The organism is Salmonella sp. SAL4457 (assembly GCF_046548235.1).
Classification (GTDB): Bacteria; Pseudomonadota; Gammaproteobacteria; order Enterobacterales; family Enterobacteriaceae; genus Salmonella; species Salmonella enterica.
The window spans coordinates 496,210-522,677 of sequence record NZ_JBGDZO010000001.1; the positions used below are offsets into that span (position 1 = coordinate 496,210).

Here is a 26,468-nt window from a genome sequence, read left to right on the forward strand (position 1 = left end):
GTGTAAGCGTTGACCCGGTCAGCACCGGGTCAACCTACTATAAACACGCGTTACTGCGTCGCTGCAGACGGCGTTTTTGTCGGCGTTGCGCTTAACGATGCCGGACGAATAGACGGTACGCTATCGCACGGTTTTTCCTGCGGACAAATCAGATCGAGCATTTTCAGCGTCACGCCGTTGGTCCAGCCAAAGCCGTCCTGAAGTGGATATTCGCCGCCGCCACCGCCGGTTCCGGTGCTGCTGACATCATATTTTTCGACCAGTTTTTTCTCGCGATCGTAGGTGTGCTGCACATTGGTTAAAAAGCGCCAGGTGACTTCCATTGCCACGTCATCCTGCCCATAATTTTGCAATCCTTCGGCAGCGACCCATTGTAACGGCGCCCAGCCGTTTGGCGCATCCCATTGCTGTCCGCTTTTAACCGAGGTGGTAGCCAGCCCGCCAGGCTGTAGCAGATGCGCCTGGGCCGCCGCCGCCACTTTCGCGGCGCGATCTTTCGCGGCGGCGTTTACATAGAGCGGGAACAGCGCGGCAGCGGTGAGTTGGTCACGGATTTTATTGTTCTTCAGATCGTAGTCGGCATACCAACCCTCTTTGTTATTCCACAGATGCATTTCAATGGCTTTTTGCCGCGCGTTGGCCAGCGCGTCATAGTGCGAGGCTTTGGCCCGATCGCCCGCCGCAGCGCTGGCGCGCGCGAGGGTTTTCTCCAGCTGATACAGCAGAGCGTTAAGATCGACAGGGACAATCGTGGTGGTACGGATGGTACTGAGCTGCTGCGGATTATCCATCCAGCGGGAGCTGAAATCCCAGCCGGAGGCGGCGGCAGAGCGGAGGTCTCGATAGATCTCCGTTGCCGGGCGGTTGGGGTTGCTTTTGGCGGTAGCGATATCTTCAACCCAGGATTCAGGGCGGGGCGTATCCCGATCGTCCCAGTAGCGGTTGAGAACGCTGCCGTCCTCCAGTTTGACGACGCGTTGGTTTTGTTGCCCTGGCTGCAATGTCTCAACGCCCTCCATCCAGTAGGCGTACTCTTTTTGCAGTTGCGGCAGGTATTCTTTCAGCGCATCGTCACCTTCATGTTGCGCCAGTAACTCAACCATAAACGCAAAGAAAGGCGGCTGCGAACGACTCAGGTAGTAGGTACGGTTGCCGTTAGGAATATGCCCCCAGGCATCAATTTCGTAACCAAAGTTCGCCACCATATCCGCCACCTTATCCCAGTGCCCGCTTTCCGCCAGCCCCAGCATCGTAAAGTAGCTGTCCCAGTAGTAAATCTCTCTGAATCGCCCACCCGGTACGACATAGGATTCAGGCAACGGCAAGAGCGAGTCCCACTTTTCGACGTTTTTAGTTGAACGTGTCAGCACCGGCCACAGGCCATCAATATGTTCACGCAATGACTGCCCGGCAGGCGGGACATATTTTTCACCCGCTTTCGGCAGGGTGAAGTTAACATCAACAAAATGACGTAAATCGAAGCCGGACTGGTTCCGCTGCATACGATAATCCGCAAGAATCATGAGCGGATCGCTATTAGGTATGGCGTCAGCAAAGGTTTTCTGATCGGGGAAGAGTTTTGCATTCTGGACATCATTAAAGAGCGGGCCAAGCAAAATATCCGGCGGCTGCGGAGTTTCAGTGTCGGAAGACGGGTCTGCGGCAGTCGCCGAAAACGATGCAAACGTCAGCAGCGTCCCTGCCAGCGCCAGTTTTATGGCTTTCTGCAGTAGAACAGAACGGCGAATCTCTGGGGGTATCATCAAGTTATCTCCTTAGCGGTGAGCCAAAGCCAACGGCATTTACCATGACAAAACCTTAGTCTACGATGACCAGATACGCGTGATTGAACCGCTATTTTGCGAACAAACAGACATTTTATTGAGACAGAATTTATCGGCGCGCGCGTGGAAAACGGGGTATACAGACAAAAAATCCACGCCGGGACGTGGATTTTAGCGCAATGATTTGTCGCCTTAACCTGGATAGATACCGCGATCTTTACGGGCCAACAGAATGCGCTCACAGGCGACAATATAGGCTGCGGTGCGCAGAGAACAGGATTTCTCAGTCGCTTTCTCCCAGACATGGACGATAGCGTCGGTCATGATTTTGTCCATGCGCGCGTTGATCTCTTCTTCGCTCCAGAAGAAGCTGGCCATATCTTGTACCCATTCGAAGTAGCTGACGGTTACGCCGCCTGCGTTACAGACCACGTCAGGCACCACAAGGATACCACGGCTGGCCAGAACATCATCAGCATCCGGATAGGTCGGGCCGTTAGCCCCTTCCAGCACCAGCTTACACGTCAGGGCTTCCGCGCGCTGACGAGTTATCTGGCCTTCAAGCGCCGCCGGGATCAGAATATCCATCTCCAGACGCCAGAACGCATCGCTGGCGATAGTTTCCGCGCCCGGGAAACCGGCTATCTGTTTGTGTTCTGTCTGCCATGCCGTGAGCGCCTTCATGTCAATACCGGTGGCGTTAAACAGCGTTGCGGTATGATCCTGAATCGCCACGACACGGGCGCCAGCGCCTGCAAACAGACGCGCGGCTTCGCTGCCGACGTTACCAAAACCCTGAACCGCAACGCGAGCGCCTTCAACGGCGATATTCGCCCGACGCGCGGCTTCCAGCCCGCTGACGAAAACGCCGCGCCCCGTCGCTTTTTCACGGCCCAGCGAACCGCCAAGATGGATAGGCTTACCGGTGACGACGCCAGTGACCGTCGTGCCATGATTCATGGAATACGTATCCATCATCCAGGCCATCACTTTACCGTTGGTGCCGACATCCGGCGCAGGAATATCTTTCTGCGGCCCGATGATAATGCCGATCTCGCTGGTATAGCGGCGGGTCAAACGCTCCAGTTCACCTTCCGACAGCGAGAACGGATCGACGCGGATGCCGCCTTTGGCGCCGCCGTACGGCAGATTCAGCGCGGCACATTTGATGGTCATCCATGCTGACAGGGCCATCACTTCATTGAGATCAACGTCAGGATGGTAGCGAACACCGCCTTTACCCGGACCTCGGGAGAGGTTGTGCTGCACGCGATATCCTTCGAAATGACGAATAGTGCCATCATCCATTTGTACCGGAATATCGACGATCAGAGCGCGTTTTGGGTGGCGCAGAGTATCCACCCAGGGGGATAACTCGCCCAGATAAGGGGCCACACGCTCGATTTGTTGCAGGTAGGTATTCCAGGCAGATGTGCTGCTATCTGAAGCGTAAGATAACTTATCCATGATAAACCTTAGTGATAAAAGTAATATGTTCTTTAATTGACCGTGGTACATAGTAGATCACACCATGTAGCGATAAATTTAACACTTTTTTAAACAATTAACTCAGATCAAAAATGGCAGGCAGTTGGATTTTCGTTATGTTTTTGGATGAGAAGTGGTTAACTATCCGTTATAAGAGGTGATATATCACTAATTATGCAATTATTTGCTTAAATATGCGCAATATGTGCAAGGCGGCTATTTGTCATAATTATGACGCACCTCTAAAAGTAAACGTTATGATAACGACATGTATCAATGTTATGTCGTCCTGTCGGCGGGGAAACGTCTTCGCCAGGCGCGTAAAAAGATAAAAATAACCGGAGTCAGACGGCGCTGGCCCCGGTTTACCTCTTTATTGTTGACGCGACTCAAGCCATACCAGCGCCAGTGTCGACAGTGAGCACATCAGCAGAATGCCGACAAACCACAGTAAATACCACATCGCTCCCGCTCCCTAATAAAGTTCATGATCGTTGCGGCGGAGGGTCTCCAGGTTGATACGCCCCAACATTTTGTAATAGCTCCATAGCGTATAGAGCAGTACGATCGGCAGAAAAATCAGCACAATCACCAGCATGATTTCGAGCGTCATCTGGCTGGAGGTGCTGTCCCACACCGTCAGGCTGGAGAGAGGACTAACACTCGACGGCATCACAAAAGGAAATAGCGTTATGCCGGCGGTAAAGATGACGCAGGCCTGGGTCAGGGAAGCGAACAGAAATCCACGAATAGTCTGACCGCGAAGGCAGGCATAGAAAGCCAGAATCGGCAGGATCATACCGAGCAACGGGATGATGAGCAGTAGCGGCGAGCGTATAAAGTGGTTCATCCATGCGCCAGGGAGTATCGCCACGCCTTTTAAGAGCGGATTGGAAGGACCGTTGGCATCCTGCGTGAGTAAGACAAAGCCATCAACGCCGGCCCACAGCCAGTAACCGGCCAGCAGGAAGCAGATCACGATCAGCAGCGCGCTGTGGCGGGTGGCCGACAGAGCCCGTTGACGAATAACGCCCTCCGTTTTCAACTGTAACCAGACGCCTCCTTGCATAATCACCAACGACAGACTCAATAATCCACACAGTAGGGCAAAGGGCGAGAGTAACTGCCAGAAGGTGCCAAAATAGTTAACATGAAGCTGCGGCGTGAAGGCAAACGGCACGCCTAAAAACAGGTTGCCGAACGCGATGCCGAATACGACTGGGGGAACCAGGCTGCCGATAACCAGACCGGTATCCCACAGCGCGCGCCAGCGGGCATTGGCGATTTTTCCCCGATAATCAAAGGCCAGCGGGCGAAAGAAGAGGGCACACAGCACCAGGATCATCGCCACATAAAAACCGGAAAACGCGGCGGCATAGACCCGTGGCCAGGCGGCGAATAATGCCCCGCCCGCGAGGATCAACCATACCTGGTTTCCTTCCCAGTGGGCGCCGACGCTATTGATCAACACCCGGCGTTCGTCATCGTTACGCGCTATCAGCGGGAGCAGGCAACCGACCCCCATATCAAACCCGTCAGTTACCATAAATGCCACCAGGATGACGCCGATCAGCAGCCACCAAATGAACCGCAACGTTTCATAATCCAACATGATTGTCTCCTTTATCCCTGTTGTTGCGCTTGTTGTTGATGTTGCATGGCGCTTGGCCCAAGACGCGCGTACTTCTGCATCAGATAGACTTCCGCGATTAAAAACAGGGTGTAAAGTCCGAGGATAAGCCCCATTGAGAAGGCCAACTGGCCCGGCGTCAGCGCGGAGTGAGCGTACCAGGTCGGCAGAATGTCCTGAATCGCCCAGGGCTGACGGCCAAACTCCGTCATAAACCAACCGGCTTCAATGGCAATCCACGGTAACGGCAGGCTCCACAGCGTCATACGCAATACCCAGCGATGCTGGTCGATACGCATTCGCAGCGTCTGTATCAACGCAATCAACATCACCACTAACAGCAGCGAACCGCAGCCGACCATAATACGGAAACTCCAGAACACCGGCGCCACCTGAGGAATAGCGCCACGCTGGGCCGCACGATACTGCTCCGGCGTCACATGGTTCATATCCGGGGCATATTTCGCCAGCAGAATGCCGTACCCCAGATCGCCCTCAACGGCGTGAAACGCATTCAGTACCTGCGGCGAGCGATTGCCTTGCGCTATCTCCTGCATGAGTAGCCAGGCCTCCCGGCCACGCTTCAGGCGCGGCAGAGTGTCGTCCATCAGGTTTTTTAACCCCGGAACCGGCGTATCCAGCGAATGGGTGGCAAGAATACCCAGCAGAGCAGGGATCTTCACGGCAAACGCATTACGCTCCTGTTCCTGCTGCGGCCAGGCAATCAGATGAAACGGCGCGGGCGCGGGTTCGGTTTGCCATTCGCCTTCCATCGCCGCCAGTTTCACCGGCTGAATTTGGGCGACCTCGTAGGCCGAACTGTCCCCCAGTTGCAGGGTTCCCAGAATGGCCAGGGTGCCGAATACTGAGCCGATAGCAAACGAGCGCAAGGCCACCTCACGCTCGCGGCCACGTAGCAGATACCAGGCGCTGATAGACATAATAAACATGGCGCCGGTGACATAACCGGACATGACGGTATGGACGAATTTCACCTGGCTCACCGGGTTAAAGACCAGATCGCTGAAGCTGCTCATTTCCATCCGTAACGTATCGATGTTGAAATGAGCGCCGGTAGGATACTGCATCCAGCCATTGGCATTCAGAATCCATAATGCTGAAATATTGGAGCCGAAGGCCACCAGCCAGGTGACCAGCAGGTGTTGGTATTTATTCAGCCGCTGCCAGCCGAAAAAGAACAGACCGACAAAAGTGGATTCGAGAAAAAAGGCCAGTAACGCTTCCATCGCCAGCGGCGCGCCGAAAATATCGCCCACATAGTTGGAATAGAGCGACCAGTTAGTCCCGAACTGAAACTCCATAGTCAGGCCGGTAGCCACACCGAGAGCAAAATTGATCCCGAAGAGCTTGCCCCAGAAACGCGTCATATCGCGGTAGACGGTTTTTCCCGTCACCACATAGATCGTCTCCATGACGGCCAGCAAAAAAATCAGCCCAAGCGTAAGAGGAACAAATAAAAAGTGATACAGCGCGGTCAGCGCAAACTGCCAGCGCGATAAGTCAATGACATCCCACATGCTAACTCCTGTAGGCAGAAAGAGAGTAAAAAGCTAATCAGTACCGGACACCGGTGACGTTCCTGTTGAGAGCGCTAGCGCGTCTCCAGCCATCGGCAGACTTCATCCAGGCGCTGGCGCGAATCGGCCAGATCTTCCGGGGCCGCCAGTACCAGCTCCGGCAAAGGACAAATCTCATAGCTATCGAGCAACGGCCCTTTAAGGGCGTCCAGACAGCGCACATGCCAGAGATGGCGCAATGCTGTGGCGTTGATTTGGCTTTCGCCATACCCGGAGATGCGAATCTGGATGTTCCCGTGTCCGCATAAACGCGCCAGAAAAAGGCGATCGGCCTCGCTGAGCGGCAGTTGGGTCAAATTGATGCTGTGAGGTTGCAACGCCGGATCGCGTACGTGCGCCAATAACTCATGGGCCAGCGGCAGTCCATTCATCAGGCCAGCGACAGGCGGAGGCAGCAGAGAGTCGTCAGGCAGCGTATCGGCGGTAGCCGCTTGCCATAATGTCAGGGGCGCGCTACCTGCTTCCAGACGATCCGTCAGCAGACGTCGGTTATGCAGATGGCGTACTCGCCACAGGCCGCAGAAGATGGTCTCCTGGATCTCGCTTTCACTCCCGTCCGGATGCTGAATGCGTACTGAGACTTCGCCTTCGCCCAATAGCGTATTGAGGAATGAGAGATCATCGGCATTCAGGGGAGATAACTCCCATCCCAGCACGTCGCCGACTTCCGGAATGCGCCGGGCAAGCTGACCTCGCAGATCGGTCAACAATGCCATCACCGCCGGGCTGTGAGCGCAGCGCTCCAGCGCCGCCATACTTGGGTCGCCATTGACCTGACAGGTGAGCGGTAGGGGATTCATCGAGAAACTGGCGTCATCAGGCTGCGTACCTGGCCCCAGCAGATGAAAAAAGGCGTTGCTCATTGTACTGTCTCCTGCGCTGCGGGAGTGTCAACCATCGAACGCATCAGCGTGAGCAGTTCAGCCCAGGGATGAATGCCGCTGAGCGCGCCGCGTAGCTCGCCGTCTGTAAAAACCAACGTCGCCGGAAACCGACGTATATTAAAGCGATCGCCGATAGCTTCGCTTTGTTCAAGGTCGGCCACCGCCACCTGCCAGTCAAACTGCGGGAACTCACGCAGGAGTTCGGCAATCATCACCGGGTTATCGCTGACTTCCGGCGTACGCCGCGGATCGCTACTTAACAGGATGACGCCATCTCCAACCCGTTTGATCCAGTCGTCTACCGTGGAAGCCTCTACCGGTTGCCATCCACGGGTTAACAGGCGTTGCCATAGCGCAGAGAACGGGGTGTCATTCGCCACTTCTTTTGCCCTCCAGACGTGTCTGATACTGACGTATGCGCACTCCCTCATAATTTTCCATCGACAGGCATTTATAGTTCAGGCAGCGTGCGACCTCGTTTGCCTGCGGTACGATCCCCCAGGCGGCCAGTTGCGCCAGGGCGGCCAGTTCCGCCGCCGGTAGCTGGCCGCGAGCTATTTCGCTCAGGCTACCGCCGTAGTCGTCCAGTAGCGCCGGTTGCAGGCCGACCAGCGCTATGTGACAGGGCAGATGCCCGCGGATGTCGGCCAGCGCCAGAACTTCGGAAAAACTGTTTTGATGCAGGCTCATTTTTTTGGCGCTGAGATACGCGGGGATTTTCTCGCCGGCATAGGTTCGCAGGCTGCCCGGCGCCAGGCCGTAATCGATCGCGTCAAGGAGCAGGAGATGGCTGGCTTGCTCAACATAACCTAACAGGTTTAGCCCTTGCGTACCGCCGTCCACAATTTCTACCTCTTCAGGCCAGTGATATCGGGCATACAAACGCTCCGCGACCCGGATACCGAATCCTTCATCGGCCCACAGCAGGTTTCCTAACCCCATCACCACTACGCGTTGCGCATTCATGAGGGCTCCTTGTCGTGCGGTTTGGGGAATTTGTGGCTGCGATAGCCATTGATCATGGTGGAGATCACCGTATCGTCGGACATAATGTCTTCCCGGATAGCGAGGTAAACGTGCCCGACGATGAAGGCGGCGATCAGCCACATACCCAGTCGGTGCCAGCTGTGAATATCGATGGAGTTGCCGCCGGTCCAGTAGAAAAATTCAACCACATAGCGGAACGGCGCAAAGATCGCGTACTGGCTATGCTCGCCAAACAGAGCGAAACCGGTGAGGATCATAAATACCGATAACAGGAAATAGCCGAACATCGCGGCCTGTGCGACAGGGTTATGTCCGATGTCGCTCCCCGGTTTTTTCTCCAGAAACAGATACCAGCGGACCACGGTGAAAGCGCCTTGCCACCAACTACGACGCCAGACCGGGACGATAAACAGCTCTCGTGAATAGCGGTTGCCGACACAGGCCCAATAAATTCGCCCCAGCAGTAACACGGTAAAGATCATCGCGGCGGCAAAGTGGATCAGCCGGATATAGCCCATATAAAACAGATAGGTCGCCTCGCCACTAACCGACGGCAAGGGCCGGCCAATGAAGTAGCCTGTTACCATCAGTACCAACATGCAGGCCACCGTTAGCCAGTGCCACAGGCGTACCGGCGCTTCAAACACATAGTGGCTGACGGCAGTATCACGCGCCTCCCCGACGCGTGGAGATAGCTTTCCAGTCATCGTTCTTTTCCTTAACGCTTAGCGTACCTGGACGGCAATCAGTTCGCTGCCGTCGTTGCCGAGCACGTGGGTTGAACAGGCGAGGCAGGGGTCGAAGCTGTGCAGCGTCCTCAGGATTTCTAACGGTTGGTCGGGAATCGCCATTTGCGTTCCCATCAATGCCGCTTCATAGGCGCCGATCTGTTTTTTAGGATCGCGTGGGCTGGCGTTCCAGGTGGTGGGGACCACGCACTGATAGAGTTCAATCTTCTGATCGCGGATTGACGCCCAGTGTCCCAACGCTCCACGAGGCGCTTCGGTAAAACCGATGCCGCGGCAGTGCTGCGGCCAACTGGCCGGTTCCCATTTCTCGGTATTGGCGGTGGCCAGGTCGCCGTTTTTCAGGTTGGTCATAAGCCTGTCGAAAAAATACTGCAGCTTACCGACGGCCCATTGCGCTTCGTGCGCGCGGCATAAAATACGGCCAAGCGTAGACTGGATACCGGAGAGCGGCAGTTTTAGGGCGGACATCATGCGATCTACCGACTCTATGGTGGCGGCATCCCCTTTGTGATACGCGATAAGCGTTCGGGCAAGCGGGCCGACTTCCATGGCATGACCCCGCCAGCGCGGCGCTTTAATCCAGGAGTAACGTTCCTGCTCGTTGAGCTGCTGGATATGCGTATCGCTGCCTTTGACATCACCCGGGTTGTACCAGGGATCGGTAATGCCGTCAAAAGGATGACGGCCCAGCCGATCGTCCGGATAGCGATACCAGGCGTGATCCACAAACTCCTGTATCTGCTGCGGATCGGCCAAATCTACCGGCATAACGTTTTTAAAATCGCCATTGATCACCGCGCCGCCCGGCATTAACAGGCTTTGCTGGCTGAAGTCGTTGGCAATGTCCGGAAATGCGCCGTAGCTCAGCACGCATTTATCCGACAGACCGGTGCCAATTTGACTCCATGCTTTATTGAACTGGCCGATAGCCAGCGCGTCCGGAACCATCACGTTGTTAATGAAGTCGGCGGTGCGGGTGATGATCGACTGCACCAGGTTGAGGCGCTCCATATTGATAGCCCCAACCGCGCCGCTTTGATCGAGATTGATCGCGCACGGCATTCCGCCGACGATCCAGTTAGGATGGGGGTTCTTACCGCCAAATATGGTATGGATTTTGACGATCTCGCGCTGGAAGTCGAGGGCTTCAAGATAGTGGGCAAACCCCATCAGATTAGCCTCTGGCGACAGTTTGTACTGTGGATGTCCCCAATAGCCGTTACGGAATATCCCAAGCTGGCCGCCATCGACAAATTTCTTCAATCGATTTTGTACGTCAAAGAAGTAGCCCGGCGATGACATCGGCCAGGCGGAAAGGCTTTGCGCCAACTGCGAGGTGGCGCGCGGATCGGCTTTCAGCGCATTCAGAACATCAATCCAGTCCATACCGGCTAACTGATAAAAATGGACCAGATGATCGTGACACCACAACGTAGCCAGCATGATGTTACGTATAATATTGGCGTTATCCGGCACCTGGATACCAATCGCATCTTCGATAGCGTACACCGATGCCAGAGCATGTACCCCGGTACATACACCACAAATACGTTCAACAAACGCCCAGGCGTCACGCGGGTCACGGCCTTGCAGAATGATCTCCAGCCCGCGGAACATTGTGCCGCAGGAAACGGCATTGGTAATGACGTTTTGCTCATCAATGTTCACTTCGCAGCGCATATGCCCTTCGATGCGGGTAATCGGGTCCACGATCAGACGACGGCCGGCGTCGTTAACGGTATAACCCTGGGTTTGATACTGGTTACTCATGCCTGTTTATCCTCATTGTCCGGCTGTGGTTCGGCTTGCGCTAACTGTTGTTTGTGGCGTTTACGTTGGTTGAGCGCGCTGGCGATAGCGTGACCGCCAACGCCCGCCGCGACCACGCCCAGCGCGGTCAGCCCCACCGTATCGGCGGTTGAATGGGTACCCATCTGGGGAATATCCACCACGCGGCTATAAAACGAGCCGCGATCCCAGAAACCATTTTCTGAACATCCCAGACATCCGTGACCGGACTGGATAGGAAAGGAGACGCCGTCATTCCAGCGAGTGGAGGAGCAGGCGTTATAGGTGGTTGGCCCTTTACAGCCCATCTTGTACAGACAGTATCCCTTGCGGGCGGCATCATCATCCCAGCTCTCGACAAATTCACCGGCGTCAAAATGGGCGCGGCGGTAGCATTTATCGTGGATACGCTGACCGTAGAACATCAGTGGACGGCCCATGCGATCGAGTTCCGGCAGACGATCAAACGTCACCATATAGGTGATAATGGCGCTCATGACATCCGGGATTGGCGGACATCCAGGGACTTTCACGATCGGCTTGTCGGTGATCACTTTATCGATAGGCGTTGCCTGGGTCGGATTGGGTCGGGCGGCCTGGACGCAACCCCAGGAGGCGCAGTTTCCCCAGGCGATAATAGCGCTGGCGCCCGCGGCGGCTTTCTTCAGTTTTTCAATAAACGGGCGGCCGCCGCTGATACAGAACATTCCTTGCTCTCCTAACGGCGGATTGCCTTCCACCGCCAGAATGTATTTCCCGGCGTAGCGAGTGGTAATATCGTCAAAGACTTCTTCGGCCTGTGCGCCGGCGGCGGCCATCAGGGTGTCGTCATAATCAAGGGAAATCAGCGAGAGGATCACATCTTTGGCTAGCGGGTGCGAGGAACGGATAAAGGATTCGGTACAGCAGGTGCATTCCAGTCCATGAATCCAGACCACCGGAATTCGCGGTTTATTCTCCAGCGCCCAGGCGATCTTTGGCGTCATTCCGGCGCCCAGTCCCAGCGATGTGGCGGCAAGGCTACAGAATTTGAGAAAGCTGCGTCGGGTCACTCCCTTACGACGCATGGCTTGATAAAAGGTCTCCTCGTTATTCATAACGCGTATTTTTTCTCCTTTTTGCACCACGCTCCGCCAGGGGCATAAGGCGCTTTTGCGGGTCCGTTGACGTTCTGCCAGCAAGGTAAATCATTGTGTTACGCGCGAGCGCGGAAACGAGCCCGATTCACTTTGCACCGGCGTATACCGCCAGAAATAATGTGAAAAAAGCGTATCGGATTAACGATAAGAAACAATGTGAAGTGTGTGGGTATAGCTTATAGCGGTATATTTATACCCATTATCGGTTTTTCGGCGAAAGGGCCGTGGCGGGGAAGGGCGGTTGAGCTTGTTCCAGGATGAGGTTTTTAGCGAGTGACCTCGGGTAGATTTAGCCTGTTCTCGCCATTTCAGGGATGCGTAAGTTGATGCAAAAGGGGGGAGGATTTGAGGTCATCGTTAAAAGAAGCATACTTCGTGATGATTTTTATATAAAATAGTGATGCTGGTTTTAAAGGAATGCAAAAAAGAGACTGTTTGAAAGAGGGCGTCCCATGAAAAATAACATCAGATTTGACTTATCCGATTATTTGATTCATTTTTTTCGGGACGTTAATTTAGAGACCGGTAGCCATATTTATTTGCCTGAGCACTGTGGTTTTAATAATCAGCACCACGCATGTTTCATTGATGCTAAATATTTACTTCGATTATCTTTACGCAGTCATAAAATTTTCTCGTCCTGGTCATACCGAAATGGGCAACGAACCGTATATGGTGACTCCCCGGTGGTATGCTTTACAGATATGCCGATTGCAGCTTATTTAGAGACTGGTGTTCGCCGATTAGAACGAAATGAAAAAATCGGTTTATATGCAATCGTTTTACCTAAAGAGCAAATGTTTAATTATGGGGCAAGGCCAGTCATATATGGGTTGGATGAGCATAATAATGCTCGATGCTCGCAAGGCAGATATGGGGAACGTATTCTTGATGAAACGGCTCTTCCTCTGATTGAACAATATAGATATGTTACTTATGTTCCAGGTAAGATTGACTGGACACATGAACGCGAATGGCGATGGCCATATCGTGGCGATATTAATAATTTCCTTAATCATATTAAAGAGTATGGTATTCCGGAAAACATTGAAAGTACCCCAGGATTTGATTTTAGATCAAGCGAAATAAGTGGTGCGGGAATAATCGTCCCGTTTGCAGAAGATATCCCTACCGTAGCTCACGATATTTTAACTTTAATTGACCGGGGTATCATTGGGAGAAATACTTTCAAATTCATTATAGCTGTAGAGAGTTTACAATCATGGACCCAGCTCTCGGAACCGGGCGCGTTACTGTCATGTATTAATGACAATACTTTCGAATTTGAATCTTTTTTTGATTTATCTGCATCTAAAGTAAAAAATTATGCTGACTCTATCAATGATTATGTAAGTGAATTATATTCAAAAAAAGATTTTTTAAATGATAGTTATGCAATGGAATTTGGAAATGCCTGGGTCTGGATTCATGATAACCAATCCCAGATGGTACGGGCGTTACTGCAGGCTGGAATGATCAAGGTTAATAAAGAAGGGCGGTACTTATTAGATGTTAATTTGGCTTCTGTTGATTGGCCATTAAGAAGAAAAGAGGCTTTCGCAAGTCATGTCGCGGGATGGCTCAAACATCGTTTTGATATCGAAGCGGGAAGGTATTCCGTTCGGGGAAAAGATGATTATGATGCGATCCCAAGTTATGAGACGCCGCTAAAGGACCAGCATCCTTTTTATAATCATACAGTGAATATCGACTGGTAATTAGGAAAAGAACTTACCCTGTTAGCTCTGCGTTAATTGAGCCTGTCAGTATGAGTTGAGATATTATGAAATAAAAAATCCACGCGGCTGCGTGGATTTTATGACTTTCTTTGCCTCTTATGAGATTCAGCAAAACCTCACGAGACAACAAATTTTATTTAGACGTTGAACAGGAAGTTCATTATATCGCCATCTTTAACGATATAATCTTTGCCTTCCGCTCGCATCTTACCGGCTTCTTTCGCGCCTTGTTCACCTTTATAGGTAATAAAGTCGTCAAAAGCGATAGTTTGGGCGCGGATAAAGCCTTTTTCGAAGTCGGTATGGATTTTACCTGCTGCCTGCGGCGCGGTTGCGCCAACCGGAATAGTCCATGCGCGAACCTCTTTCACCCCGGCGGTGAAGTAGGTCTGGAGGTTCAGCAGGCGATAACCAGCGCGAATAACGCGGTTCAGCCCCGGCTCTTCCAGACCCAGTTCAGCCATAAATTCGTCGCGCTCGTCATCATCCAGCTCAGCAATATCAGCTTCGACGGCGGCACACACCGGAACCACGACCGAACCTTCTTTGGCGGCGATTTCGCGAACCTGGTCCAGATACGGGTTATTTTCAAAACCGTCTTCATTGACGTTAGCGATATACATTGTCGGCTTCAGCGTCAGGAAGCTTAAATAACGGATAGCCGCTTTATCTTCGTCCGTCAGGTCCAGCGAACGCAGCATCCCCGCTTCGGCCAGGTGCGGCAGGCATTTTTCCAGCGCGGCCAGTTCCGCTTTGGCGTCTTTATCGCCGCCTTTGGCTTTCTTCTGTACGCGATGGATAGCGCGCTCGCAGGTATCGAGGTCAGCCAGCGCCAGTTCGGTATTGATAACATCAATATCTTCTGCCGGGTTTACTTTACCCGCCACATGGATGATATTGTCGTTCTCAAAGCAGCGAACCACGTGACCGATAGCTTCAGTTTCACGGATATTGGTCAGGAACTGGTTACCCAACCCTTCGCCTTTGGACGCGCCTTTTACCAGACCGGCGATATCCACGAACTCCATCGTGGTTGGTAGAATGCGTTGCGGTTTAACAATCTCAGCCAACTGGTCCAGACGCGGATCGGGCATCGGCACGACACCGGTATTCGGTTCGATAGTGCAGAACGGAAAGTTTGCCGCTTCAATACCGGCTTTTGTCAGCGCGTTGAACAGGGTGGATTTCCCGACGTTGGGCAGACCGACGATACCGCATTTGAATCCCATGATTTAACTCACCTTAATATCTTAATAATCAACCTGTTATAGAAAACAGATTGCAGAAATGGAAATAACTTCGCCTATTATACACGGCGTGCGGCAAAAATGCCGCACATCACTGGTTATTGCGCCTTAAAGGTATGCAAACGGCTTGTTGCTTTGGCCAGACCCTCTTTGAACCACAATTCCGTACAGCGTGCCGCTTCGTCAATGGCCTCATCAATTAATTTTTGTTCAGAAACAGGGGGTTTACCCAGCACGAAACCAACAACTTTATTTTTATCGCCTGGATGACCAATTCCAACGCGTAATCGGTGAAAGTTGGGATTATTGCCCAGCTTGCTGATGATGTCTTTCAGACCATTGTGGCCGCCGTGGCCGCCGCCAAGTTTAAATTTCGCGACGCCCGGAGGGAGATCCAGCTCGTCGTGAGCGACCAAAATTTCGTCCGGCTGAATACGGTAAAAACTGGCCATTGCGCCAACTGCTTTACCACTGAGGTTCATGAACGTGGTGGGTACCAGCAGGCGAACATCTTCCCCTTCCAGCGTGATGCGTGAGGTATAGCCAAAGAATTTAGGCTCTTCACGCAACGGCGCGCGCAGGCGCTCCGCCAGTAAATCGACGTACCATGCGCCTGCATTGTGTCGCGTCGCGGCATATTCCGCACCGGGATTCGCCAGACCAACAATCAATTTAATTGCCACGTTTTTTGTCCTGAGTAGATCCATAACTGGCGCGTAGTTTACTGTCTGTCTGCCCGCTTGACAAAACACAGCGACACTCTGAAGTAAATTAAATAATTGCCAGCATTGATTATTAAAAATGTAAACTGTTCAGTGTGTTATTTGTAAAGTTTTGTTAAATGAAACTTTACATTTGTGATCGCACCCGCACTTACAAACGAAAGTGTTGTCTATACTTTACACATAAAGTTTAGGGGGATTTCCTAAAAACAACCCAAAAGTTCCGGAGGTGACATATGAAACGCAAAAACGCTTCGTTATTCGGTAACGTGCTGATGGGGTTGGGGCTGGTCGTGATGGTTGTCGGCGTGGGTTACTCTATTTTAAACCAACTGCCGCAGTTTAATTTGCCGCAATTTTTTGCGCATGGCGCAATACTGAGCATTTTTGTCGGTGCAGTTCTTTGGCTGGCGGGGGCTCGTGTAGGGGGGCATGAGCAGGTGAGCGACAAATATTGGTGGGTACGTCACTATGACAAACGTTGCCGCCGTAACGACAATCGTCGTCATAGCTAACCGGTTCAGGCCCGGTAAGCGTTATCGCCACCGGGCATTGTCCATTAACTGAGTAAATCCGCTAACGCCTCCGTCCTGTTCGGGAAGAAGGTCAGACGCCCAGGAATAGGTTTGATACCGGCACGCGCCATTGTGCGCAGCGGTTGGAACTCCAGATTACTGATACGCAATTCGCAACCCTCCGGCAGACGCTTCACAAAACGCTGAAAAGCATCAAGCCCGCCTGCATCCAGCACTGGTACTGCGTCCCATTTCAGAACGACGATACGTTTGCCCTTAATACGTGACTCAAGGTCAGTAAACAGCCCTTCCGCCGCGGCGAAAAAGAGTGGACCGATAACACGCAGCACCAGCACATCATCAGGCACATCGACATTGACCGGCGCAAGTCGAGTCATTCGCGCAATACGGCGCATAAACAGCAGGGAAGCAAGGACAATCCCCACGCTGATGGCGATGACCATATCAAACAGAACCGTTAATGACATGCACAGCAGCATAACGATAATGTCGTCTTTCGGCGCATGGCGTAACAGATCCACCACTTTATGGGCTTCACTCATATTCCATGCCACCATCAGCAGTAGCGCCGCCATCGCGGAAAGCGGCAGCCAGGAGAGTAGCGGGGCTAAGACCAGTAGCGCCAGAATAACCAGGATAGCGTGAATTACCGCCGAGATGGGAGAGGTCGCGCCAGCGCGGACGTTGGCGGCAGAGCGGGCAATCGCGGCGGTGGCGGTGATGCCGCCAAAGAACGGCGCGACCATATTCCCCAGCCCCTGGCCGATAAGTTCGCTGTTAGCTTTATGTTTGGTGCCGGTCATGCCGTCCAGCACGACGGCGCAGAGCAATGATTCGATTGCCCCCAGCATTGCCATTGAGAAAGCCGCTGGCAGCAGCGCGCGCAGTGAATCCCAGCTTAGCGTGAAATCGGAGCCAGGAAGACTCCACGGCAGCATCAGTTGCGGCAGGAGCTGCGGGATGCCGTTGCCCTGAGTGCCGTCAGCCAGAACATAATGGAACTGTGAGCCGATAGTCGCCACATTGCCGCCCAGCAGATTAACGATCCCCATCACGGCGCAACCAGCCAGCAGCGCGGGAAGATGTCCTGGCAGACGAATACCGAGACGCGGCCAGAAAATCAACGTTCCCAGCGTTACCACGCCAATGGCGGCATCGCCAATATTGACGGTGGGCAACGCCATAAACAGCGCGCCGACTTTCTGCAAATAGTGCTCTGGCACATGTGCCATTTGCAGACCAAGAAAATCTTTAATCTGCATGGTACCGATGGTAATACCAATCCCTGAGGTAAAACCCAACGTGACCGACACCGGGATATATTCAATCAATCGCCCCAGTCTCGCCAGGCCGAAAAGGATCAGGAAGAAGCCCGACATCAGCGTGGCGACCAGTAGGCCCGCCAGACCAAACTGTTGCGATACCGGATACAAAATCACCACAAACGCGGCGGTAGGGCCGGAAACGCTAAAGCGCGAGCCGCCGGTTAGCGCGATCACGATCCCGGCGACAGCGGAGGTATAGAGGCCATACTGCGGCGCAACGCCACTGCCAATTGCCAGCGCCATCGCCAGCGGGATAGCAATAATCCCGACGGTGATCCCGGCTATCACATCACGGGTGAACCGGGAGGCGGTATATTTTTCTTTCCAGCAAGCATCGATGAGAGCGCGGAAAGGCATCACATGTGAGGAAAATAATTTGTTCACAATAATGTTTCATCCATGAGCGCATCATCTGTCAACTAAATGGCAGGTGAAGGAGGCATAAGTCATACAAAAGGGTGTTACAGACAAAAAAACCCGCCGCAGCGGGTTTCAGATCCGGGTTCGATCAATGCTCGAACATGGCGGAAATCGATTCTTCGTTGCTGATACGGCGAATCGCTTCGGCCAGCATACCTGACAGGGTCAAAGTACGCACGTTCGGCAGCGCTTTGATTTCGTCGGTCAGCGGAATGGTGTCGCAGACAACGACTTCATCAATGACGGAGTTGCGCAGGTTGTTTGCCGCATTGCCTGAGAAGATCGGGTGCGTCGCGTAGGCAAACACGCGTTTAGCGCCACGTTCTTTCAATGCTTCTGCTGCTTTGCACAGAGTACCGCCGGTATCGATCATATCATCAACCAGCACGCAGTCACGGCCAGCGACGTCACCGATGATGTGCATCACCTGAGAAACGTTCGCGCGCGGACGACGTTTATCAATGATAGCCATATCGGTATCGTTCAGCAGCTTAGCGATAGCGCGGGCACGAACCACGCCGCCAATATCCGGAGAAACCACGATCGGGTTATCCAGATTCAGTTGCAGCATATCTTCGAGCAGGATTGGGCTACCGAACACGTTATCAACCGGAACGTCAAAGAAGCCCTGGATCTGTTCAGCATGCAGATCTACGGTGAGAACGCGGTCAACGCCGACGCTGGACAGGAAGTCAGCGACAACTTTTGCGGTAATCGGCACACGGGCGGAACGTACGCGACGGTCCTGACGTGCATAGCCAAAGTAGGGGATAACGGCGGTGATACGACCTGCGGAAGCACGACGCAGGGCATCAACCATAACGACCAATTCCATCAGGTTGTCGTTGGTTGGGGCACAAGTGGACTGGATGATGAAAATATCACCACCGCGTACATTTTCGTTGATTTGTACGCTGACTTCGCCGTCGCTAAAGCGACCTACGGCGGCGTCGCCGAGAGAAGTGTACAGGCGGTTGGCAATACGTTGTGCTAGTTCCGGGGTGGCGTTACCAGCAAAAAGCTTCATATCAGGCACGAGAAGAACCTCAGGCATGCGTCCATTGGTGGAAAGAATCTGCCGAAAACTGTGCGGGCCAGGCAAAATCCTATCCAGGCGGTGTATTAAAGAGCGCGATGCAACGTCTGGAACAAGGTGACGTTGTCACCGAAGCTCAGCTTGCCCGGCTTACTCGTCTTCATTCACGTTTCATGTGCGCTGGTATCGATGCCTCACACCGGTCAAATACGGCATATATGACCGGCGATTCGTCATTTCGCCATCTTCCTGAAACCCGAATGCGTTAGAGTAACTCTCGATGCAATGGGGAGAGGTTGACACCCTTCGCCACAAAAGCATTGAGCCATTCCGGGGCTTGCTCAAGCACCTGGCGAGCACAAGACTCTGTATCGAATTCAGCAAAGACACAGGCCCCTGTCCCAGTCAGGCGCGACGGCGCGTATTCTAACAGCCAGGAAAGCGCCGCATCAACCTCGCGAAAACGTTTTCTTGCGATAACCTCGCAATCATTGCTGAATTCACATTTTAGTAACGTATCTATTGACCTTTTTGGCGTATTACGCGGCAATTGAGGATCTTTAAAGATAACCGGCGTCGGAATGCTTACGCCAGGGTGCGCGACCAGATACCATTTTTCCGGCGGATTCACCGGCGTTAATATTTCGCCTACGCCTTCGGCAAAAGCCGCGTGGCCGCGCACGAACACGGGAACATCCGCCCCCAACGTCAAGCCGATTGCCGCCAGTTCATCAACCGAAAGCCCGCATTGCCAAAGATGATTGAGCGCCACCAGAACGGTCGCGGCGTTAGACGAGCCGCCGCCCAGACCGCCGCCCATGGGAAGGCGCTTCTCAATGCTGATATCCGCGCCGCTTCCGGTGGGCAGGCGTCCACTCTCCGAGGCGACTTTCATCAACAGCCGCGCGGCGCGGACGATCAGATTGTCTTCATTTTCAACGCCGTTAACCGGCGTTAATAAATGGATTTCGCCATCGTGACGCGGTTCGATGTGGAGTGTGTCGCCATAATCCAGAAACTGAAACAGCGTCTGCAGCGTGTGGTAGCCGTCTGCTCGCTGTCCGGTGATATATAAAAACAGATTTAATTTTGCCGGAGAAGGCCAATGGGTCATCATTTCACAATCCAGTTATCCATTTTCAGCTTAATGCGCTGACTGCCGTCTGAAAGCTCCATATTGGCAGGCATGGCAGGCTGCGTTTTGCTGTCATAGCCACCGTAAACCACTTTCCAGTTTTTACCATCCTGGCGATAGTTCACTTCGCTCAGGCGGTACTGGTCGTCCAGTTTGTAGTCGGTGGCATCGCCAGGCAGACCGAGGATCCACTGCCGCAGGCTGTTTAACGGAATCGGCATCCCGGTGAGTTTGCCGATCATCTCTTCGGCGTCATCGGCGGTATAACGCTGGCCTTTGTTATCCACCAACTGGACGTTGCCCGGCTGGGCGTTAAGCTCCAGCTCGGTGCTGCCCAGCGGGTTGGTAAGCAGCAGGCGGTAGCGATCCTGTCCGGTCTGTTGCCAGAAGAAGCGCGCATAGACTTTCTGATCATCTGAGATGTAAGCAAAGGCGCCGCGCGTCTGGTATTGATTCAGATGACGCACCTCTTGCTGATGCTGGCGCCACTGAGGGGAATCCGGGCTCTTGCCCGGGCCTTTATGCCCAGGAAGCGTACAGGCGGTGAGAACCAGGCTTGCTAACGGCAGTAGACGAATCAGGCGAAAATCGGGCAGGGTCATAGTGATGACGAATCCTTGTGATACGGTGCAATAATTGCCTGATGGCGTTACGCTTATCAGGCCTGAAAACTGAACCTGCAGGCTGTAAAAACGTTCGCGCCGCGATTCGGCAAATTTTTGCTATCGGTTACAGTTATAGCCTTTAATGCTAGCGCCGCCTGGTGACATCGTCTACTTTCAAGTTGTCTTAAATCATCAAATTAGCGAGCGCTGCCAATTACTCCAAAAGGGGGCTCTCTCTTTTATTGACCACGCGCATCCTGTATGATGCAAGCAGACTAACCATATCAACGCTGGTACTACTCCCGCAGACATGACCCTTTTAGCGCTCGGTATTAACCATAAAACGGCACCTGTATCGCTGCGAGAACGCGTAACGTTTTCGCCGGACACGCTTGATCAGGCGCTGGACAGCCTGCTTGCGCAGCCAATGGTGCAGGGCGGGGTCGTGCTGTCAACCTGTAACCGTACAGAGCTGTATCTGAGCGTGGAAGAGCAGGATAACCTGCAAGAAGCGCTGATCCGCTGGTTATGCGATTACCATAACCTGAACGAGGACGATCTGCGCAACAGTCTGTACTGGCATCAGGATAATGACGCCGTCAGCCACCTGATGCGCGTCGCCAGCGGTCTGGATTCACTGGTGCTGGGCGAACCGCAAATCCTCGGTCAGGTGAAAAAAGCGTTTGCGGATTCGCAAAAAGGCCACCTTAACGCCAGCGCGCTGGAGCGAATGTTTCAGAAGTCTTTTTCCGTCGCTAAGCGAGTGCGGACTGAAACCGATATCGGCGCCAGCGCCGTCTCCGTCGCGTTTGCCGCCTGTACGCTCGCCCGCCAAATCTTTGAATCGCTCTCGACGGTCACCGTACTGTTAGTTGGCGCGGGCGAAACCATTGAACTGGTGGCGCGTCACCTGCGCGAGCATAAAGTACAAAAGATGATTATCGCCAACCGAACCCGCGAGCGCGCGCAAGCCCTGGCGGATGAGGTAGGCGCTGAGGTTATCTCGCTCAGCGATATCGATGCCCGTTTGCAGGATGCCGATATTATTATCAGTTCGACCGCCAGCCCGCTGCCGATTATCGGTAAAGGCATGGTGGAGCGCGCATTAAAAAGCCGTCGCAACCAGCCGATGCTGCTGGTGGATATTGCCGTACCGCGCGACGTTGAACCGGAAGTCGGCAAACTGGCGAACGCTTATCTTTATAGCGTCGATGATTTACAGAGCATCATTTCGCATAATCTGGCGCAGCGTCAGGCTGCGGCGGTAGAAGCGGAAACGATTGTTGAGCAGGAAGCCAGCGAGTTTATGGCCTGGCTACGCGCCCAGGGGGCCAGCGAGACCATTCGGGAATACCGTAGTCAGTCGGAGCAGATTCGTGACGAACTGACTACCAAAGCGCTGTCGGCCCTTCAACAGGGCGGTGATGCGCAAGCCATCTTGCAGGATCTGGCATGGAAACTGACCAACCGCCTGATTCATGCGCCAACGAAATCACTTCAACAGGCTGCCCGTGACGGGGATGACGAACGCCTGAATATTCTGCGCGACAGCCTCGGGCTGGAGTAGCAGCACACACCACACTTTTTTACAGGGTGAATTTACGCCTATGAAGCCTTCTATCGTTGCCAAACTGGAAGCCCTGCACGAACGCCATGAGGAAGTTCAGGCGTTGCTGGGCGATGCGGGAATTATCGCCGACCAGGACCGCTTTCGCGCATTGTCGCGCGAATATGCGCAATTAAGCGACGTTTCTCGCTGTTTTACGGACTGGCAACAGGTTCAGGACGATATCGAGACGGCTCAGATGATGCTCGACGATCCTGAAATGCGAGAAATGGCGCAGGAAGAACTGCGCGAAGCGAAAGAAAAAAGCGAACAACTGGAGCAACAGTTACAGGTACTGCTGCTGCCGAAAGATCCGGACGATGAACGAAACGCGTTCCTTGAGGTTCGCGCCGGCACCGGCGGCGACGAAGCCGCGCTGTTTGCCGGCGATCTGTTCCGCATGTACAGCCGTTATGCCGAAGCGCGCCGCTGGCGCGTGGAGATCATGAGCATGAGCGAAGGCGAGCATGGCGGTTATAAAGAGATCATTGCCAAAATCAGCGGCGACGGCGTGTATGGCCGGCTGAAATTTGAGTCCGGCGGACACCGCGTACAGCGTGTTCCGGCGACCGAGTCGCAGGGGCGTATCCATACCTCCGCCTGTACCGTCGCCGTGATGCCGGAGCTGCCGGAAGCCGAGCTGCCGGATATTAACCCGGCGGATCTGCGCATTGATACGTTTCGTTCTTCCGGCGCGGGCGGTCAGCACGTTAACACCACCGACTCCGCTATCCGAATTACCCACTTGCCGACCGGCATCGTGGTGGAATGCCAGGACGAGCGTTCGCAGCATAAAAACAAAGCGAAAGCGCTCTCGGTGCTCGGGGCGCGCATTCACGCCGCCGAAACGGCAAAACGCCAGCAGGCCGAGGCGTCAACGCGCCGCAACCTGCTTGGCAGCGGCGATCGCAGCGATCGTAACCGGACCTATAATTTCCCGCAGGGGCGCGTGACCGATCATCGTATTAATCTGACGTTATATCGCCTTGATGAAACGATGGAAGGTAAGCTGGATATGCTGATTGAGCCGATTGTTCAGGAACACCAGGCTGACCTGTTAGCCGCCTTATCCGAGCAGGAATAATGGATTTTCAGCACTGGCTGCATGAGGCGGTAAATCAGCTCCGGGACAGCGACAGCCCCCGGCGCGACGCCGAGATCCTGCTTGAGTATGTTACGGGCAAGGGGCGGACGTATATCATGGCCTTTGGCGAAACGCCGCTTACCGACGTCCAGCAACAACAGCTCGCGGACCTGCTGCAGCGGCGTAAACAGGGCGAACCTATTGCGTACCTGACGGGCTTACGCGAATTTTGGTCGCTGCCGCTCTTCGTTTCTCCCGCCACGCTAATCCCGCGCCCGGATACCGAATGTCTGGTGGAACAGGCGTTGGCGCGATTGCCGGTAAAAACCTGTCGTATTCTGGATTTAGGCACCGGAACCGGCGCGATTGCGCTGGCGCTGGCCTGCGAGCGACCGGATTGCGAGGTGACTGCGGTCGATCGTATGCCTGATGCGGTTGCGCTGGCGATACGCAACGCGGAACATTTGGCTATCCGGAATGTGCGTATACTGCAAAGTTGTTGGTTCAGCGCGCTATCGGGGCAGCAGTTCGACATGATTGTCAGCAATCCGCCCTACATTGACGCGCAGGACCCGCATCTTAGCGAAGGCGATGTACGCTTTGAACCGCGCTCGGCGTTGGTGGCGGACGAAAACGGTATGGCGGATCTTACGCATATTATCGATAACGCCCGCCAGATGTTAACGCCCGGCGGCTTCCTGCTGCTGGAACACGGTTGGCAGCAGGGCGAAGCGGTAAGAGCGGTTTTCAGGCGGTCTGGTTACACGGATGTAGAAACGTGTCGTGATTATGGCGGTAATGAACGCGTGACCTGCGGACGTTTTACGCCATGACAATTGCAATGTTGCTCACGCTTCATCTTATCTGTGTTGCGCTCTCCGTCAGTTTGTTTGTCGCTCGTTACTGGTGGCGCTATTGCGGCCATGCGTTGGCCGCCGCGCGCTGGACACGAATCGTGCCTCCCGTCATAGATACCCTGTTACTGCTTAGCGGTATTGGGTTAATCGTTAAAACGCACATCCTGCCATTCACGGAGTCGGGCTCATGGCTGACTGAAAAACTGTTTGGCGTTATCATCTACATCGTTTTGGGTTTTATTGCGCTTGATTATCGTCAGGCGCGCAGCCAGCAGGCGCGTTTTATCGCTTTCCCGCTGGCGCTGGTGGTGCTGTACATCATCATTAAACTCGCCACCACAAAAATACCGTTACTGGGGTAAGTCATGAGGTCGTTAGCTGATTTCGAATTTAACAATGCGCCGCTGTGTGATGGCATGATCCTGGCATCAGAGATGATTCGCTTGGATTTTCCCACGCAGTTTGTCTACGACGAACTGGAACGTCTGGTCAGTCTGGCGCAGGAAGAAATTAGCCAGCTCCTGTCTCAGGATGAGCAACTGGAAAAATTGCTGGCACTTTTTTACGGCGAGTGGGGGTTCACGGACTCCCGCGGCGTCTACCGTCTTTCTGATGCTTTATGGCTCGATAAAGTCCTGAAAAAACGCCAGGGGAGCGCGGTATCGTTGGGCGCTATTTTATTATGGATAGCAAACCGTCTTGATTTGCCGTTGGTGCCCGTTATCTTCCCAACGCAGTTGATTTTGCGTATTGAATCGCTGGAAGGGGAAATGTGGCTGATTAACCCATTCAACGGTGAAACGCTTGATGAACATACTCTGGAAGTCTGGTTAAAAGGCAATATTAGTCCGGTCGCCGAGTTGTTTAATGAAGATTTGGACGAAGCGGATAACGCCGAAGTGATTCGTAAGCTACTGGATACGCTGAAATCCTCGCTGATGGAGGAACGGCAAATGGAGCTGGCGCTGCGCGTTAGCGAAGCATTGTTGCAATTTAACCCGGAAGATCCTTACGAAATCCGTGACCGCGGGTTGATCTACGCGCAGCTTGAGTGTGAACACGTTGCGCTGACTGATTTAAGCTACTTCGTTGAACAGTGTCCGGAAGACCCGATCAGCGAAATGATTCGTGCGCAGATCAACACCATTGCGCACAAGCAAATTGTTCTACATTAATTAACCGACATTTTACCTATAAGTGTAAGGCGATCCTATGAAACAAAAAGTGGTTAACATTGGCGACATTAAGGTGGCAAATGACCTGCCGTTTGTGCTGTTTGGCGGTATGAACGTGCTGGAGTCACGCGATCTGGCAATGCGCATTTGTGAGCACTACGTAACCGTTACCCAGAAGCTGGGTATTCCTTACGTGTTCAAGGCCTCTTTTGATAAAGCCAACCGTTCCTCTATTCACTCTTACCGTGGGCCGGGTCTGGAAGAAGGGATGAAAATCTTCCAGGAACTCAAGCAGACATTTGGCGTAAAAGTGATCACTGACGTCCATGAAGCCAGCCAGGCGCAGCCTGTTGCTGATGTGGTTGACGTGATTCAGCTCCCGGCGTTTCTGGCGCGCCAGACCGACCTGGTGGAAGCGATGGCGAAAACCGGCGCTGTGATTAACGTGAAAAAGCCGCAGTTCGTAAGCCCGGGTCAGATGGGCAATATTGTGGATAAGTTCCATGAGGGCGGTAACGATAAGGTGATTCTGTGCGACCGCGGCGCGAACTTCGGCTATGACAACCTGGTGGTGGATATGCTGGGCTTTAGCGTGATGAAAAAGGTCTCCGGCAACTCGCCAGTGATTTTCGACGTCACCCACGCGCTGCAATGCCGCGACCCATTTGGCGCCGCCTCTGGTGGTCGTCGAGGTCAGGTGACCGAGCTGGCGCGCGCCGGTATGGCTGTCGGTCTGGCGGGCCTGTTCCTGGAGTCGCATCCGGACCCGGCTAACGCGAAGTGCGACGGTCCTTCCGCGCTGCCGCTGGCGAAACTGGAGCAGTTCCTGACCCAGATAAAAGCGATTGATGATTTGGTGAAAAGCTTCGACGAGCTGGATACCGAGAACTGATTGCGGTTTTTAGCTTGTGTAGGCCGGATAAGATACTATCCG

General features: G+C 53.6%; 25 protein-coding genes. 8 read left to right on the plus strand and 17 right to left on the minus strand.

Annotated features, from left to right (window positions below):
• Positions 1-50 precede the first annotated feature (50 nt).
• The 11 genes from ACLJNW_RS02650 to hyaA all read right to left on the minus strand — a co-directional run bounded on the left by ACLJNW_RS02650 (position 51) and on the right by hyaA (position 12,005).
• The gene (locus tag ACLJNW_RS02650) at positions 51-1,763 is read right to left on the minus strand and encodes an alpha,alpha-trehalase (RefSeq protein WP_020438149.1); all 1,713 of its coding nucleotides are present in this window, start codon (positions 1,761-1,763) and stop codon (positions 51-53) included.
• Between the two features lie 213 nt (positions 1,764-1,976).
• The gene (locus ACLJNW_RS02655) at positions 1,977-3,251 is read right to left on the minus strand and encodes a Glu/Leu/Phe/Val family dehydrogenase (protein ID WP_001519734.1); all 1,275 of its coding nucleotides are present in this window, start codon (positions 3,249-3,251) and stop codon (positions 1,977-1,979) included.
• A gap of 394 nt (positions 3,252-3,645) precedes the next feature.
• Positions 3,646-3,735: a cytochrome bd-II oxidase subunit CbdX gene (cbdX, locus tag ACLJNW_RS02660; protein WP_000270301.1), complete on the minus strand. Its 90-nt coding sequence runs from the start codon at positions 3,733-3,735 to the stop codon at positions 3,646-3,648.
• 12 nt (positions 3,736-3,747) lie between these two features.
• Positions 3,748-4,884, minus strand: a complete 1,137-nt coding sequence (gene appB / locus ACLJNW_RS02665; protein ID WP_000888118.1) for a cytochrome d ubiquinol oxidase subunit II — start codon at positions 4,882-4,884, stop codon at positions 3,748-3,750.
• An 11-nt stretch (positions 4,885-4,895) separates the two neighbouring features.
• Positions 4,896-6,440, minus strand: a complete 1,545-nt coding sequence (gene appC, locus ACLJNW_RS02670) for a cytochrome bd-II oxidase subunit 1 (RefSeq protein ID WP_000263615.1) — start codon at positions 6,438-6,440, stop codon at positions 4,896-4,898.
• A 74-nt stretch (positions 6,441-6,514) separates the two neighbouring features.
• Positions 6,515-7,363 carry a hydrogenase expression/formation protein gene (locus ACLJNW_RS02675; protein WP_000063377.1) on the minus strand — a complete coding sequence of 283 codons (849 nt, stop codon included), beginning with the start codon at positions 7,361-7,363 and terminating at the stop codon, positions 6,515-6,517.
• Positions 7,360-7,764 (minus strand): hydrogenase-1 operon protein HyaE, encoded by a 405-nt coding sequence (gene hyaE / locus ACLJNW_RS02680; protein WP_024154650.1) that lies wholly within the window; start codon positions 7,762-7,764, stop codon positions 7,360-7,362. Before hyaE ends, ACLJNW_RS02675 begins: the two co-directional genes overlap by 4 nt.
• The gene (hyaD, locus tag ACLJNW_RS02685) at positions 7,754-8,350 is read right to left on the minus strand and encodes a hydrogenase 1 maturation protease (RefSeq protein WP_000993800.1); all 597 of its coding nucleotides are present in this window, start codon (positions 8,348-8,350) and stop codon (positions 7,754-7,756) included. Before hyaD ends, hyaE begins: the two co-directional genes overlap by 11 nt.
• Entirely contained in the window at positions 8,347-9,078 is a 732-nt protein-coding gene (gene hyaC, locus ACLJNW_RS02690) for a Ni/Fe-hydrogenase b-type cytochrome subunit (protein WP_000147036.1), read from the minus strand. Before hyaC ends, hyaD begins: the two co-directional genes overlap by 4 nt.
• Positions 9,079-9,096: 18 nt before the next feature.
• Positions 9,097-10,890 carry a Ni/Fe-hydrogenase large subunit gene (hyaB, locus tag ACLJNW_RS02695; RefSeq protein ID WP_000070979.1) on the minus strand — a complete coding sequence of 598 codons (1,794 nt, stop codon included), beginning with the start codon at positions 10,888-10,890 and terminating at the stop codon, positions 9,097-9,099.
• Entirely contained in the window at positions 10,887-12,005 is a 1,119-nt protein-coding gene (gene hyaA / locus ACLJNW_RS02700; protein ID WP_001058310.1) for a hydrogenase 1 small subunit, read from the minus strand. Before hyaA ends, hyaB begins: the two co-directional genes overlap by 4 nt.
• Positions 12,006-12,499: 494 nt before the next feature.
• Between hyaA and ACLJNW_RS02705 the strand changes: the two genes are divergently transcribed.
• Positions 12,500-13,765 carry a DUF4427 domain-containing protein gene (locus ACLJNW_RS02705; protein WP_024154651.1) on the plus strand — a complete coding sequence of 422 codons (1,266 nt, stop codon included), beginning with the start codon at positions 12,500-12,502 and terminating at the stop codon, positions 13,763-13,765.
• 158 nt (positions 13,766-13,923) lie between these two features.
• On the opposite strand, the gene ychF is transcribed toward ACLJNW_RS02705, so the two are convergent.
• A complete protein-coding gene (gene ychF, locus ACLJNW_RS02710; protein ID WP_000505850.1) occupies positions 13,924-15,015 on the minus strand; it encodes a redox-regulated ATPase YchF in 1,092 nt (363 codons plus the stop codon).
• A gap of 116 nt (positions 15,016-15,131) precedes the next feature.
• The gene (pth, locus tag ACLJNW_RS02715; protein ID WP_000985595.1) at positions 15,132-15,716 is read right to left on the minus strand and encodes an aminoacyl-tRNA hydrolase; all 585 of its coding nucleotides are present in this window, start codon (positions 15,714-15,716) and stop codon (positions 15,132-15,134) included.
• A gap of 275 nt (positions 15,717-15,991) precedes the next feature.
• On the opposite strand from pth, the gene ychH reads away from it, so the two are divergent.
• Positions 15,992-16,270, plus strand: a complete 279-nt coding sequence (gene ychH, locus ACLJNW_RS02720) for a stress-induced protein YchH (RefSeq protein ID WP_000823878.1) — start codon at positions 15,992-15,994, stop codon at positions 16,268-16,270.
• 44 nt (positions 16,271-16,314) lie between these two features.
• Here the strand turns inward: ychH and dauA are convergent, their stop codons facing one another.
• The 4 genes from dauA to lolB all read right to left on the minus strand — a co-directional run bounded on the left by dauA (position 16,315) and on the right by lolB (position 20,809).
• Positions 16,315-18,000 carry a C4-dicarboxylic acid transporter DauA gene (dauA, locus tag ACLJNW_RS02725; protein WP_001037181.1) on the minus strand — a complete coding sequence of 562 codons (1,686 nt, stop codon included), beginning with the start codon at positions 17,998-18,000 and terminating at the stop codon, positions 16,315-16,317.
• Positions 18,001-18,124: 124 nt separating this feature from the next.
• Positions 18,125-19,072 carry a ribose-phosphate diphosphokinase gene (gene prs, locus ACLJNW_RS02730; protein WP_001518537.1) on the minus strand — a complete coding sequence of 316 codons (948 nt, stop codon included), beginning with the start codon at positions 19,070-19,072 and terminating at the stop codon, positions 18,125-18,127.
• Between the two features lie 265 nt (positions 19,073-19,337).
• The gene (gene ispE / locus ACLJNW_RS02735) at positions 19,338-20,189 is read right to left on the minus strand and encodes a 4-(cytidine 5'-diphospho)-2-C-methyl-D-erythritol kinase (RefSeq protein WP_000988247.1); all 852 of its coding nucleotides are present in this window, start codon (positions 20,187-20,189) and stop codon (positions 19,338-19,340) included.
• Entirely contained in the window at positions 20,186-20,809 is a 624-nt protein-coding gene (gene lolB, locus ACLJNW_RS02740; protein ID WP_000174484.1) for a lipoprotein insertase outer membrane protein LolB, read from the minus strand. The genes ispE and lolB overlap by 4 nt, the downstream gene beginning before the upstream one ends.
• A 313-nt stretch (positions 20,810-21,122) precedes the next feature.
• Between lolB and hemA the strand changes: the two genes are divergently transcribed.
• Genes hemA through kdsA form a run of 6 tightly spaced genes read left to right on the plus strand, consistent with a single transcriptional unit; the run spans position 21,123 to position 26,426 of the window.
• The gene (gene hemA / locus ACLJNW_RS02745) at positions 21,123-22,379 is read left to right on the plus strand and encodes a glutamyl-tRNA reductase (protein WP_000173208.1); all 1,257 of its coding nucleotides are present in this window, start codon (positions 21,123-21,125) and stop codon (positions 22,377-22,379) included.
• A gap of 40 nt (positions 22,380-22,419) precedes the next feature.
• Positions 22,420-23,502, plus strand: coding sequence for a peptide chain release factor 1 (gene prfA / locus ACLJNW_RS02750; RefSeq protein WP_000804703.1), 1,083 nt, complete (start codon positions 22,420-22,422; stop codon positions 23,500-23,502).
• Positions 23,502-24,335, plus strand: coding sequence for a peptide chain release factor N(5)-glutamine methyltransferase (prmC, locus tag ACLJNW_RS02755; RefSeq protein WP_000347312.1), 834 nt, complete (start codon positions 23,502-23,504; stop codon positions 24,333-24,335). The genes prfA and prmC overlap by 1 nt, the downstream gene beginning before the upstream one ends.
• Complete coding sequence (sirB2, locus tag ACLJNW_RS02760) at positions 24,332-24,721, plus strand: invasion regulator SirB2 (protein WP_000150667.1); 390 nt, start codon at positions 24,332-24,334, stop codon at positions 24,719-24,721. The genes prmC and sirB2 overlap by 4 nt, the downstream gene beginning before the upstream one ends.
• 3 nt (positions 24,722-24,724) lie before the next feature.
• Positions 24,725-25,534, plus strand: coding sequence for an invasion regulator SirB1 (gene sirB1, locus ACLJNW_RS02765; RefSeq protein ID WP_001257065.1), 810 nt, complete (start codon positions 24,725-24,727; stop codon positions 25,532-25,534).
• 37 nt (positions 25,535-25,571) lie between these two features.
• Positions 25,572-26,426 (plus strand): 3-deoxy-8-phosphooctulonate synthase, encoded by an 855-nt coding sequence (kdsA, locus tag ACLJNW_RS02770; protein WP_000811046.1) that lies wholly within the window; start codon positions 25,572-25,574, stop codon positions 26,424-26,426.
• Positions 26,427-26,468: the final 42 nt, after the last annotated feature.